Raw genomic sequence first — 14,090 nt, forward strand, 5'->3', positions numbered from 1 at the left:
CAAGGATAAGCCATTTTCTCTTTTTACCCTTTTAAGATATTCACGGTGCTGATCGGGATTTGCAATCCCGATCCACGATACAATGGATTTGTAATCCATCCTAACCTTCAAGGTCCCCGAAAACATCAAAATCTGGTCAATTAGTGAAATTCGTTTAATTAGTGGCTAAAAAATTCTTTTCCAATTCAGAAACGACATCCTCAACCCTTCAAGATTCGCTCATTCTTCATTCTTAACTCTTCATTCTCCATTCCTAATTCTCCATTCCTAATTCTCCATTCTAAATTCTCCCACTATATCGTCGGCGTCGGACGATTCATTTTTTGAGAAGATCCATGCGCCGACTCGGGAAACGTGGTGAACTCATTCAACCCAGGGTACCGCGGCCTGCTGCCGCTCACCCTGGGCTGTTACTATGCAGGCCCTTCAGGCCTTTTTCTTAAAAATCGCCGATTCAGCTACTGGCTTTCGTGAAAATTCGCAAGCCTCGCGCCAAATTTCATTACACATGCAGCTACTGTGCTGATCGGGATTTGCAATCCCGATCCACGATACAATGGATTTGTAATCCATCCTAACTTTCAAGACTCCCACATTCTTCAATCTACATCCTACAAAAAAGACCTCTCCTTCGTCGAGGTGACAAGGATAAGCCATTTTCTCTTTTTACCCTTTTAAGATATTCACGGTGCTGATCGGGATTTGCAATCCCGATCCACGATACAATGGATTTGTAATTCATCCTAACCTTCAAGGTGCCAGAAAACATCAAAATCTGGTCAATTAGTGAAATTCGTGTAATTAGTGGCTAAAAAATTCTTTCCCACTTCAGAAACGACCTCCTCAACCCTTCAAGACTCCCACATTCTTCATTCCTAATTCTATACATTCCCCATTCCTCATTCTAAATTCTACATTCATCATTCCCCACTCCCATCACCCATACACCAGAAACCCACTCACCTCCTCCGGATCGTCCTCCAGAACTTGGACAAGTACCCTTCGTTGAAGCTTCTCATAGGTCTTCTCAGTCAAAAAGTCCAAATATTCCAGATCCAGGTCCCGCCCAACCAAGATCATTTCAATCGTACCGGAATCAATGCCCTGCGCATAATCGCCCACGATATAAGCCTTTTCCACATTTCCCATGCGCTTGACCACTTTCTCCAGGAGTTCATCCAAACCTAGAAACTTGGATACCATGTTCCTGATTTCCTGGTAAAACGGATGGGATTCATTGGCACGGTAGAGCTTGGTTTTCCCATTCTCCCCGGCTTGTAGCAAACCTGCATCCGTCAGGCGGTTGAGTTCCACACGCACCGAATTCGTGGACTCATCAAATTCCTTGGCCAGTGAGCGCAGGTAACCTGAATTGTTATGGGCAAAAAACTTCAGCAGGAGCTTAATGCGGGTTTTGGAAGTGACGAGGGAATCGAGCAATGGAATGGAGGATGAGGAATTAGGAATGAGGAATGATCTTCAAACGAATCATTGATTTATTTAAATAATCAAGAAAATGGCTCTTAAGTTAATCGGATAAAATGGGCTCTGTTTTTTGCTAATTTTATTTTTTTGAAGAAAAAAGCCATGAAGAATATCATTTTAGAAAAGACTACAGTTTTCGCAGCGAAAATACTAAATGTCTATTTTTAGCTAAGAGAACAAAAGCATTATAGATTATCTGAACAGATTGTGGGTTCTGGAACTTCTATAGGTGCGAATGTAGTAGAAGGTCAGGCTGCCGAATCTAAAAATGATTTCATTCATAAATTCAGTGTGGCTGCTAAAGAAGCCCGTGAAACTGCATTTTGGTTAAACCTTTTTGATAGGGAGGAACTTCTTAAAAAACTTCCTGACTTTGAATACCTGAAAATAGAAATAAAAGAAATCATTAAAATCTTAGATTCAATCCTCATTACCGCAAAACAAAACAAATAACTTCAATTGAAACTTGAAACACATTCCCCATTCTACATTCCCCATCCTCCATCCTAAACAGCTTCGCCCTTTCAGTCACAGACAGACTTAGCAAAAATCTGAGTAAAAATCTTACTCATGAGTAACAAATTTACTCAGTTAATGAATTTTTGCAAGAATTTGTAAATATTTTTCAATTGGAGAATTGCCCTGTAGCTTGGACACTGTACAGGTATGGATACCAGGCATTTAAAAAAAGTGAGTGGGAATATTGTAATACTTTCTGGAAGCAGGTGCTTAATGCCCTATCCTTCTGACATACCTTCTTTTGCCTAATTCCAGCATAAAAAGCAAAGATAAAATTGCAAAAAACACCAAAATCATAACCAAATAATCCTGGGGATTAGATATACCCGTCCAATTCCGTCTTAGCAAAAAGTCTACAGAAACTCTTTTTTCCATCGCTCCCTTTAGCATCTGGTTGTTGAAATCCATCCAGAACATGGATAAGGACAAATTCAATAAACTTACTTTTACTAGGTCTTTACCTTTTAACCTGTACCTCCTCAACACTTTCATTAGACCCAGAAACAAAGCTGGGACAAAGGCAACCAAATGACCGGAAGTAGGATGAATGGCTATAAACAAAAAAATAGTCAATATTAAGGTAAATCCGAGCCCCATAAACAAGGACTCTTGGATTAGTTTCCTTAAAAAAATCAATGAAAAGGGAATCAACAAGCCGAAATAGAGAGTATGGCTGATGAGAAAATCAAATGGAAATTGAAATGCCGAAACTAATTCATCCTGATAGAACTGTAATATTCCAAAAGTTTTTTTGGCACCTGAAAGCAAGAACAACAATGTATATACCACTGCCAAACCCGAAATCAGAATCATTATCTGTTTTGATGAAATTCCCTTCTTTACAAATCCCCAGGCAACATGCAATTCAATGGGTGAAATTTTTGCTGTCCAATAAAGCAATGATGCAAATGCCAAAACAGACATTACAAATCCCATCCAGTAGGTCCAACTTTGCTCCAACCTGCCGGAAATTAATCCCAATACGAATAACAAAAGGACAAAGGCCAGGATCAGCACTTTTGAAATACCTGAAATGGGCTTCTCTGAAATTTTCACATCATGGTAATCATAAGGAAACACCAAGAATAATAAACCTATCAAAGGTAGAAATGGGGAAACAAACATCCCCACAAAAGAAACAAGCAGAAGAACATCACGCTTATTTCTCAAAAACAAATTTACCTGGACCAGTCCAGTAGCCAACACAGCCAATTCATTGTTAAAGGGATTGTACCAGATCTCTTTGAGAAAGAAGTAATTAAAAAACAGGATAACAAAAGCCAAACATTCTAAATTTTTATTCAATTGAAGCATATCCATAATCCTGAAAAATGAATAAACGGAAATAAGTAAAAAGAATAAATTCAGGAGGATCATACCGCTTTGAAGGAATGCAGGTTCCAGTCCAAATCCCGCAAAAACAAAGATTATATTCAATAAAGCAAAAGGCAGTATTTCACTTACCTGCCATAGGCTATAATTGTTTTTTTCGAAAGTATCCAAGAATTCCATGGATACTTTAAGGAAAAACGTCGAATCCCCAATAGTACTTTCCTGTATGGGAAGTTTTTCAGCAATTATTTGAAAAAATACGATTGAAAATAAAAGGATGATTAAGAAAACTTTTTTCACGTGTTTTGGGCTCCGGGATTATTGCCTTCATTAACAAGCCTATTCAAACTTTCCTGGGTGTGGGAAAGGAATAGGAGGCTGCTACCAAAGGATCAGATGCCACGAAATTAGGCTATACAAAAAACTGTGAGTGAGCTTTGTAAACCAAAAGCTTATTTTTGTCAATTTTCGTTATTTAACTACTAAGTTCAACGCAATAATGCCTCGAAAATTGACCCCTTACATAGAATCCAAAAATTACTTTTCAATAAGAATGTAACCTTTTTTCCCCACAGGTCACTCTCCGATCTTATTGATCCTCTCCTTCAACCAATGCAGCACATCTCCCATCACAACTTCCTTTTCATATTCATTGAGGAGTTCATGATAGAAATTAGGATAGCGATGAAAAGTCTTATCTGCTGAGGAAACATTCCTGAAAAAAAATTCAGATCCCTTGGGATTGGTCAATTGGTCTTCAGTACCATGAAGCAGGAGAAGTGGATAATTGAATATTTTCACCTGTTCCTCTATAGCATCCATCATCTTCAGTAATTCATACCCTGTCCTGGCAGGAATTGGATCATGATAAACCAAAGGATCGTTATTGTACTTATTGACTTCTTCCGGATCATGGGAAATTTTGGTGCTGTCCAGTTTGAGCACTTTGAGTTTGGGTAATAACCTCCCCACCAAACTTGATATGGCAATCAATAAATGGGAAACATCATCAGAAGGCTGTAAGGCTGGAGCACTGAGAATGATGCCATGCGTTTCAGGTTGATATTGTAAGGCAAATGCCGCGGTCAACCCCCCGCCCATACTATGGCCAAAAAGAAATACAGGTATGCCGGGGATATAGGATTTGACTTTTTGGTACAAGGCATCGATATCTTTCAAATAGTCCTGATAATTGGCAAAAAATGCTGTTGGCTTAGGATGTGAAGACTTTCCATGCCCCCTACCGTCAAAAGTAAATACTGCCACATCCTCAGCAACAAGCTTTTTGGCAAAATGAGCATATCTGCCGCTGTGCTCAGCCAAGCCATGGACCACTAAGACCGAGGCCTTTGGCTGCACCGGCAACCAAGCTTGTAAGTAGAGTTCCAGATTATCATGGGTAATATATTTAGTCTCAAAATGGTTCATAATTTCAAATTGCCTTAAAGAAGCGACTTTCCTTATTTTTTCCTCAGTGGTACAGTCAATCCAAGCCATGGAACAGCTATAAAACTATCGAAGTTACCGCTTATCGGTAAAATCAAACCATAATCAAGGCCTACATCCCCAATTATTCTCCTTCCTCCAAAAGATAACATTCCGAATGTTTCAAAGCCTGTATTGATGATGTAATTCTCAGTTAAAAAATATCCTCTTGGACCTGTTCTTATCATACCACCAAGTGTGATTGTCGGGGAATTGGCTATTTCTCCATCAGAAAAACCCCATCCCAGTCCGAGGGTGATGTTTTTATCCCTATTGCCAAAAGTATTTACTCCATACAAAATCCCAAATGCTCCCCCTCCTCCAATCACGGTTCCCAATAATGCACCTGCCCCAACATTGTATTTGTCTTTCACCACAGGAATTGAAAATTTGGGATTTAACCAGACTGGGGTCGGTGCACCTGCAAACAAAAACAAAGGAACAATTCCGGCAGACATGGAGAAATTCTCTGTTATCCCAAAAGAAAACTGGTTGAAGAATATCCATACATTTTGATAATAGCTTTCCCCTGGCTTAAGTCCATAGCCGTTTGGTGAAAAAAAGTAACGGGTGGACTGGGGATTCTCAAACCATAATTTACCATCTTTCATTTGGCCTGAATTGATGAGTTCCCTCGTCAGGACATCTGTTTTCCTAATGGTTACATTTCCAAATTTCTCTGTGGCAATAACCAGTTTCTCGTCATCTTCCTGCGTAATCTGGCCAATAAATTCATTCCCATCTCTGGTTTTTACCCTGTAGATTTGAATTTCTTCTTGATAGTCCTGTCCATAATTTTCGGTGACAGGGAGTAATATAAAAGAAAGTAGCAGCCAAAAAATGACCATAGATTTTATTTTCATAGCAGTAGGGTTTTAGGAATAGAAATATAACCAAATTCCAGCAAATCCAATTTATTTTCTGGATTTAAACTAAGTCCGAATTTCATACCTGGACCCTACAATCGTTACTGATCGGGATTTGGCGCTGATCGGGATTTGTAATCCTATCATACAGCCAAAATCCCTAACAAAATCAAAACCTGGTTAATTAGTGAAATTCCTGCCTGCAGAAGGCAGGGGTGGCTAAAAAATTCTTTTCCAATTCAGAAACGACATCCTCAACCCTTCAAGACTCCCACATTCTTCACTCCTCATTCCTCATTCTACATTCTACATTCTTAATTCCCCCACTGTATCGTCGGCGTCGGGCTATTCATTTATTTAGGAGTTCAGTGCGCCGACTCGGGAAACGTGGTGAACTCATTCAACCCAGGGTTCCGCGGCCTGCTGCCGCTCACCCTGGGCTGTTACTATGCAGGCCCTTCAGGCCTTTTTCTTTAAAATCGCCGATTCAGCTACTGGCTTTCGTGAAAATTCGAAAGCTCTGCGCGGTGCTGATCGGGATTTGCAATCCCGATCCACGATACAATGGATTTGAAATCCATACTAACCTTCAAAGTCCCCGAAAACATCAAAATCTGGTCAATTAGTGAAATTCGTGTAATTAGTGGCTAAAAAATTCTTTCCCACTTCAGAAACGACATCCTCAACCCTTCAAGATTCGCACATTCTTCATTCCTCATTCCCCATTCTTCATTCCTCATTCTTAATTCCCCACTGTATCGTCGGAGTCGGGCTATTTATTTATTTAGGAGTTCAGTGCGCCGACTCGGGAAACGTGGTGAACTCATTCAACCCAGGGTTCCGCGGCCTGCTGCCGCTCACCCTGGGCTGTTACTATGCAGGCCCTTCAGGCCTTTTTCTTTAAAATCGCCGATTCAGCTACTGGCTTTCGTGAAAATTCGAAAGCTCTGCGCGGTGCTGATCGGGATTTGCAATCCCGATCCACGATACAATGGATTTGAAATCTATCCTAACCTTCAAGGTCCCCGAAAACATCAAAATCTGGTCAATTAGTGAAATTCGTGTAATTAGTGGCTAAAAAATTCTTTTCCAATTCAGAAACGACATCCTCAACCCTTCAAGACTCTCACATTCTTCACTCCTAATTCTCCATTCTAAATTCCCCATTCATCATTCTACATTCTTAATTCCCCCACTGTATCGTCGGCGTCGGGCTATTCATTTATTTAGGAGTTCAGTGCGCCGACTCGGGAAACGTGGTGAACTCATTCAACCCAGGGTTCCGCGGCCTGCTGCCGCTCACCCTGGGCTGTTACTATGCAGGCCCTTCAGGCCTTTTTCTTTAAAATCGCCGATTCAGCTACTGGTTTTCGTGAAAATTCTAAAGCTCTGCGCGGTGCTGATCGGGATTTGCAATCCCGATCCACGATACAATGGATTTGAAATCCATACTAACCTTCAAAGTCCCCCATAACGCCAAAAATAGTTTATTAATTAAACTCCTGCCTGCAGCAGGCAGGGGTGGCTAAAAAATTCTTTTCCAATTCAGAAACGACATCCTCAACCCTTCAAGACTCACACTGTGTATCCCTGATTAGTGTTGACCGGTTTGTGATTGAATTTCATTGTTAAATATTGATGTCTATCCGTGCCCGTCAGGCCCGGCGGGTTATGCTTGAGCTTTTGCTTCAACCGGGATGGACTGCATCCATCCCTTGGTTATTTTGGCCTTTCAGGCCTTCCAACAAACTCTCCTTTAGAAACTATCTTCCCAAACTTACCTCCAAATTAAACTTGACACTTGTCTGTGGCGGAACCATGATAACCCGACAACCACCATTTCATTTTCCACTCTCCATTCATCATTCATAGCACACATTCCCCATTCTACATTCTCCATTCCTAATTATACATTCTACATTCCTAATTCCACATTCTTCATTCTACATTCCCCATTGCCTCCGCCACATCCTAGCCCTCTTTCATCACGCTTCAATTTTCAAGGAATCCACTTGATATGCTTGAAGTTTGGTTTTCTTTTTTCCAAGAAAGCATTCCTGCCCTCTTTGGCTTCTTCAGTCATATAAGCCAGACGCGTTGCCTCACCGGCAAATACCTGTTGCCCCACCATCCCGTCATCTGTCAGGTTCATGGCAAACTTCAACATTTTGATAGAAGTTGGGGATTTGGCCAAAATTTCCTGTGCCCACTCATATGCAGTAGCCTCCAGTTCAGCATGGGGAATCACCGCATTGACCATGCCCATATCGAATGCCTCCTGTGCTGAATAATTCCTTCCCAGGAAAAAAATTTCCCGAGCCTTTTTTTGACCGACCATTTTGGCCAAATAAGCCGATCCATAACCCGCATCAAAGCTGGTCACATCAGCATCAGTCTGTTTGAAAATAGCATGTTCCTTACTCGCCAAGGTCAGGTCACAGACTACATGAAGGCTATGCCCCCCACCTACTGCCCAGCCTGGAACCACCGCTATTACTACTTTGGGCATAAATCGGATCAGCCTTTGAACCTCCAAAATATTCAGTCTATGGTATCCATCTTCCCCAACATATCCCTGATGTCCTCTGGCTTTTTGGTCACCTCCTGAGCAAAAGGAATACACACCATCCTTGGGTGAAGGTCCTTCTCCAGTCAATAAGACTACACCAATGCTGGTATCCTCATGGGCATCTTTGAAAGCATCCAAAAGTTCAGAAGTGGTTTTAGGCCTGAAGGCATTCCGAACTTCTGGACGGTTAAATGCAATCCTGGCTACCCCATCACACTTTTTATAGGTAATATCTTCGTATGTTTTGACAGTTTTCCAATTTATATTCATGACTTATTGATTTAAAATTTTCCCGCAAGATAACAGCCTTACAGGAATTTTGTTGAATTTTAAAACGGGAATGATCATTATGGGCAAAATCATCATAGAAAAAAGCATTTACAGTTTTGAAGATATCCGTCTGGGCAACTGGTCGGAATCTGACCCTTATTTCCATCAGGCCCTCAGTTTTTGCCAATCCTGGCTTTGCGGCAAAGAAGAATTTGAAATGTCCACTTCCGGATCAACTGGAGAACCAAAAAATATTCAGGTCAAAAGAAAGCAAATGGAGGTTTCTGCTGCCGGAACGGGGGATTTTTTTGGTCTGGACAAAGGTTCAAAATTGCTTTGCTGCCTGAATATCTGGATGGTGGCAGGTAAAATGATGCTGGTCAGAGCTTTGGAATGGGATGCAGAGGTTACAGTGGTCAAACCCATCGAGAATCCATTACTGGAAACGGACGATAATTTTGATTTTGTTGCCATGGTTCCTATGCAAGTGGCTGCCTGTTTGGACCATCCCATAACCCGTCCAAGAATTAGGCAAATCAAAAACCTGATCATCGGAGGTGCACCTTCTTCATCTTTGCTGATTGAAAAAATACTGGAACAAGGAATTTCGGCTTTCCAGACCTATGGTATGACAGAAACTGTTTCCCATATTGCACTGGCCAAAATAAGTGCAGGAGACTTGATATATAAAGTTTTGCCCGGGGTAAAAATCGGTACCGACAAAGAAAAAAGGCTTTGGATCAAGGCCCCTATGGCCGGTGAAAAAAAGCTTCAGACCAATGACCTTGTGGAACTTTTGGACGAAGATAGTTTCAAATGGCAGGGAAGAGCAGATTTTACCATCAATTCAGGAGGTATTAAATTACAGCCCGAACTCATGGAACCCAAAATTATTCCAATCATCCAATCCCTTTTCGGTCATCAGGAATTCTTTCTTTTTGGAAAACCTGATGAGAGATTGGGACAAAAATTAGTGTTGGTCATCCAGCAAAAAGAAAAAGATGTGAAAAAGGAACAGGATTTGTTGCTTGCCCTAAAGGAAAATTTCAACAGGTACCATTTACCCAAAGAAATTTTGTATGTTGATGAACTGGTAAAGACAGCCTCAGGAAAAATCAATAGACCCGAGTCCTATAAAATTGCAAAATGAAAACATTTCTCACATTTATTTTAATGCTATTTGCGGTGAAAACCACCCAGGCAAACAACAGTCTGACTTTGACTGTGGACAAAGTAAAAAATGAACAAGGGTTTATCAGGGTTCTTCTATTCAAAGGAGAAACAGGTTTTCCTGACAGCCCGGAGAAGGCATATAAAAGCGCATCTATAAAGATTGTTGGAAATAAGGCCGTAGTGACATTTGAGAATATACCTGAAGGAATCTATGCCTTATCAGTATTTCATGATAGTCAAAATACCGGTAAACTCCGAACCAATGCTTTTGGAATTCCGAGGGATGGATACGGATTTTCAAACGATGCCATGGGCACCTTTGGGCCTCCCAGCTTTGAAAAAGCCTCTTTCAAAGTTACCGCCAGTAAAAATCATGTGCAGATCAACCTGAGATAATATATTTTTGCGGAAAATTATTCGCCCAATGATATTACTGGATTACCCCTATGTTTCTGAATTTCTGAAAGAGACGATAATCAAAAATAATTTCCCTGTAATTGCTACCCCTGAAGCCCGGTCTATTATGGAAGAAAGGCCTGTCAATTGGGTTTCGGAGGAAGATGCCGTCAACCAAATCAGGAAAAATCCAATACTTCCCTTATATACCAATTCGGAAAACAGCATTGCTTGGATTCAAAAGAACTTGGTAGGCACCCCCCTTCCCGAAAAAATTGAGACTTTTAAAAACAAATACAGGTTCAGGAATTTGATTCAGGAAGCTTTTCCAGGTTATTTCTTCCTCTCAGCCCAGCTTTCGGAATTAAGGGAAATGGACATCAAGGAATTTAAATTTCCATTTATCATCAAACCGGCCGTTGGATTTTTCAGTATAGCGGTTCACAAAGTAGACCGGGCAGAGGACTGGGCGGAAGTTGTCGGAAAAATAGAGGAACAAATCAAAAAATCAAGCAGTCTCTATCCCAAAGAAGTGGTAAGCAATACTGAATTTATCATTGAATCCTATATACATGGAGAGGAGTATGCCTTTGACTGTTATTTTGATGAAAAAGGTGAACCTACTATTCTCAATGTACTTCAGCATATTTTCATGTCAGAATCGGATGTAAGCGATAGGGTTTACACCAGTTCAAAGGCCATTATTGATAGATTGAGTCCGGCAATTCTGGAGTTTTTACAGCTGGTAGGCAGAAAAATAGACCTTAGAAATTTTCCTTTACATATAGAAATCAGGGAAACATCCCCAGGAAAAATAATACCGATTGAGGTAAACCCTATGCGTTTTGGGGGCTGGTGTACCACTGCTGACCTGACTTGGTTTGCTTATGGCATCAATTCCTATGAATACTTTTTCCGATCCCTAAAGCCAGATTGGGAAAAGGTGTTCGGAGCAAGAAAAAATAAAAAATACAGCCTGATCTTATTGGACAACCAATCCGATGTGCCTCAAGATGCCATAGCTTATTTTGATTTTGAGGCATTGGCCAGGGATTTTGAGCATCCTCTTCATGTCCGAAAGGTCAATATGGACAAATTTGGAGTATTTGGGTTTCTTTTTACAGAAACAAGTGAAGGAAATGAAAGGGAGTTGAACGAAATCCTGCATTCCGACCTAAAAAAATATATGGTTTTGAAGTAATTTAAACCGCAAGGAGCGCAATGAAATCCGCAAAGGACGCAAAACCATCAAAAAAAGGACGTCTTTTTCATGCGGGGCAACCATGACAACAATGACAACTCGACAACCCTGACTTCATTCTCCACTGCTAATTCTTAATTATATCTCCAACCTTCAAAGCTCCAACCTGACACTTGTCCGCTACGCCACAGGCGCACAAGCGGGGCGGAACAATGACAGCCCGACATGACACTTCATTCCTAATTCTTCATTCTACATTCTACACCAAAGACCTCTCCTTCGTCGAGGTGACAAGGATAAGCCATTTTCTCTTTTTACCCTTTTGAGATATTCACGGTGCTGATCGGGATTTGCAATCCCGATCCACGATACAATGGATTTGAAATCCATACTAACCTTCAAAGTCCCCGAAAACATCAAAACCCAGTTAATTTGTGAAATTCCTGCCTGTAGCAGGCAGGCGTGGTTAGAAAATTCTTTTCCAATTCAGAAATGACATCCTCAACCCTTCAAGACTCCTCATTCTACATTCCTAATTCTACATTCTACATTCTACATTTTTAATTCCCCCCCTGTATCGTCGGCGTTGGACGATTCATTTTTTCAGCAGATCCCTGCACCGACTCGGGAAACGTGGTGAACTTATTCAACCCAGGGTTCCGTGGCCTGCTGCCGCTCACCCTGGGCTGTTACTATGCAGGCCCTTCAGGCCTTTTTCTTAAAAATCGCCGATTCAGCTACTGGCTTTCGTGAAAATTCGAAAGCTCTGCGCGGTGCTGATCGGGATTTGCAATCCCGATCCACGATACAATGGATTTGAAATCCATACTAACCTTCAAAGTCCCCGAAAACATCAAAACCCAGTTAATTTGTGAAATTCCTACCTGCAGCAGGCAGGCGTGGTTAGAAAATTCTTTTCCAATTCAGAAATGACATCCTCAACCCTTCAAGATTCGCACATTCTTCATTCTACATTCCTCATTCTAAATTGTACATTCTCCATTCCTAATTCCCCCCCTGTATCGTCGGCGTTGGACGATTCATTTTTTCAGAAGATGCGTGCGCCGACTCGGGAAACGTGGTGAACTTATTCAACCCAGGGTTCCGCGGCCTGCTGCCGCTCACCCTGGGCTGTTACTTTGCAGGCCCTTCAGGCCTTTTTCTTAAAAATCGCCGATTCAGCTACTGGCTTTCGTGAAAATTCGAAAGCTCTGCGCGGTGCTGATCGGGATTTGCAATCCCGATCCACGATACAATGGATTTGTAATCCATCCTATCTTTCAAGGTCCCCGAAAACATCAAAACCCAGTTAATTAGTGAAATTAGTGCAATTTGTGGTTTTAAAATCCTCTACTAGTTAAGAAACGACATCCTCAACCCTTCAAGATTCCTAATTCTACATTTTTAATTCCCCCACTGTATCGTCGGCGTCGGGCTATTCATTTATTTAGGAGTTCAGTGCGCCGACTCGGGAAACGTGGTGCTCTCCTAATACCCCGGGTCTTTACCACCCACCAGGCCATCGCCTTAGACCCGGGGCTATTGATGGTTCAGCCCATTCTGGGCTGGCATCCGAAAAATCAACTGCTACTTGGCTATTGGTGTTCGTGAAAATTCGCAAGCCTCGCGCATAATTGTATTTCCCATGATGCTATGAGGAAAGAAAAAGACCAAAATCCCTACAAACATCAAAATCTGGTCAATTAGTGAAATTCGTGTAATTAGTGGCTAAAAAATTCTTTCCCACTTCAGAAATGACATCCTCAACCCTTCAAGACTCCTCATTCTACATCCTACAAAAAAGACCTCTCCTTCGTCGAGGTGACAAGGATAAGCCATTTTCTCTTTTTACCCTTTTGAGATATTCACGGTGCTGATCGGGATTTGCAATCCCGATCCACGATACAATGGATTTGTAATCCAAGCTAACTGCCAAGATCGATAGATATTAAGCAAAGAGCTGATTTCTTAACGCTCAGTCCAAAAACCCGCCCTTTTCCTCAATTCATTTTCCTAACTTTGTACATCCAATGCAAAAAGTATGAGCGACTCCCATGGAATCAGGATCAACAAATATCTCAGTGAGGTGGGCTTTTGTTCAAGAAGGGCTGCTGATAAACTCATTGAAGAAGGAAAAGTCACCATCAATGGTAAGGTACCAGAAATGGGGACCAAGATCATTCCAGGTGACGAGATTCGCGTGAATGGAAAGCTCATATCAGAACCAAAGGAAGAACATGTTTATATAGCCTTCAACAAACCAGTTGGAATAGTATGTACGACTGACACCAAGTCTGAAAAAGACAATATCATCGATTACATCAATCATCCAAAGCGGATTTTTCCAATAGGAAGATTGGACAAGCCCAGTGAGGGACTGATTCTTTTGACAAGTGATGGAGATATTGTCAATAAAATACTGAGGGCTAAAAACAACCATGAAAAAGAGTATATCGTGACAGTGGATAGGATCATTACATCTGAATTTATCCGGAAGATGTCCAATGGTATTCCCATTTTGGGGACTGTCACCAAAAAATGCGAAGTTACAGCATTGGGCAAATACAAATTCAAAATCATTTTAACCCAAGGACTCAACAGGCAGATCCGAAGAATGTGTGAATACCTTGGCTACAAAGTCACCCAATTAAAGAGAATCAGAATCATGAATATCCCTCTTGATTTGCCTATTGGGAAATGGAGGGACCTTAATCCTGAAGAACTTAAGGAAATCAACCTTCTTGTAGCAGATTCAAGCAAGACCCATGATGGATAAGTTTAGGACTTGATGATA

Annotated in this window: 9 protein-coding genes and 1 pseudogene; 5 read left to right on the forward strand and 5 right to left on the reverse strand. The window is 41.2% G+C overall.

Annotated elements, in window-relative coordinates:
• Positions 1 to 936: 936 nt before the first annotated feature.
• Positions 937 to 1,440: a helix-turn-helix domain-containing protein gene (locus tag CLV48_RS17535; RefSeq protein ID WP_106568600.1), complete on the reverse strand. Its 504-nt coding sequence runs from the start codon at positions 1,438 to 1,440 to the stop codon at positions 937 to 939.
• Positions 1,441 to 1,668: 228 nt separating this feature from the next.
• On the opposite strand from CLV48_RS17535, the pseudogene CLV48_RS17540 reads away from it, so the two are divergent.
• Positions 1,669 to 1,938 (forward strand): annotated as a pseudogene (locus tag CLV48_RS17540) (four helix bundle protein); the annotation flags it as partial.
• Positions 1,939 to 2,214: 276 nt separating this feature from the next.
• On the opposite strand, the gene CLV48_RS17545 reads toward CLV48_RS17540, so the two are convergent.
• The 4 genes from CLV48_RS17545 to CLV48_RS17565 all read right to left on the reverse strand — a co-directional run bounded on the left by CLV48_RS17545 (position 2,215) and on the right by CLV48_RS17565 (position 8,526).
• Positions 2,215 to 3,636: a hypothetical protein gene (locus CLV48_RS17545; RefSeq protein ID WP_106568601.1), complete on the reverse strand. Its 1,422-nt coding sequence runs from the start codon at positions 3,634 to 3,636 to the stop codon at positions 2,215 to 2,217.
• A gap of 276 nt (positions 3,637 to 3,912) precedes the next feature.
• On the reverse strand, positions 3,913 to 4,764 hold the full coding sequence (locus tag CLV48_RS17550; protein ID WP_106568690.1) for an alpha/beta hydrolase: 852 nt from the start codon (positions 4,762 to 4,764) through the stop codon (positions 3,913 to 3,915).
• A gap of 32 nt (positions 4,765 to 4,796) precedes the next feature.
• Complete coding sequence (locus CLV48_RS17555) at positions 4,797 to 5,684, reverse strand: DUF1292 domain-containing protein (protein WP_106568602.1); 888 nt, start codon at positions 5,682 to 5,684, stop codon at positions 4,797 to 4,799.
• A 2,002-nt stretch (positions 5,685 to 7,686) separates the two neighbouring features.
• On the reverse strand, positions 7,687 to 8,526 hold the full coding sequence (locus tag CLV48_RS17565; RefSeq protein WP_106568604.1) for a 1,4-dihydroxy-2-naphthoyl-CoA synthase: 840 nt from the start codon (positions 8,524 to 8,526) through the stop codon (positions 7,687 to 7,689).
• A gap of 79 nt (positions 8,527 to 8,605) precedes the next feature.
• On the opposite strand from CLV48_RS17565, the gene CLV48_RS17570 reads away from it, so the two are divergent.
• The 4 genes from CLV48_RS17570 (at position 8,606) to rluF (ending at position 14,072) form a co-directional block, all read left to right on the forward strand.
• Positions 8,606 to 9,676 (forward strand): AMP-binding protein, encoded by a 1,071-nt coding sequence (locus CLV48_RS17570; RefSeq protein WP_106568691.1) that lies wholly within the window; start codon positions 8,606 to 8,608, stop codon positions 9,674 to 9,676.
• Positions 9,673 to 10,095 carry a DUF2141 domain-containing protein gene (locus CLV48_RS17575; RefSeq protein WP_106568605.1) on the forward strand — a complete coding sequence of 141 codons (423 nt, stop codon included), beginning with the start codon at positions 9,673 to 9,675 and terminating at the stop codon, positions 10,093 to 10,095. Before CLV48_RS17570 ends, CLV48_RS17575 begins: the two co-directional genes overlap by 4 nt.
• A gap of 28 nt (positions 10,096 to 10,123) precedes the next feature.
• Positions 10,124 to 11,296, forward strand: coding sequence for an ATP-grasp domain-containing protein (locus tag CLV48_RS17580; protein ID WP_106568606.1), 1,173 nt, complete (start codon positions 10,124 to 10,126; stop codon positions 11,294 to 11,296).
• Positions 11,297 to 13,337: 2,041 nt separating this feature from the next.
• Positions 13,338 to 14,072: a 23S rRNA pseudouridine(2604) synthase RluF gene (gene rluF, locus CLV48_RS17585; RefSeq protein ID WP_106568607.1), complete on the forward strand. Its 735-nt coding sequence runs from the start codon at positions 13,338 to 13,340 to the stop codon at positions 14,070 to 14,072.
• Positions 14,073 to 14,090: the final 18 nt, after the last annotated feature.

This window comes from Cecembia rubra (assembly GCF_003014575.1).
Classification (GTDB): domain Bacteria; phylum Bacteroidota; class Bacteroidia; order Cytophagales; family Cyclobacteriaceae; genus Cecembia_A; species Cecembia_A rubra.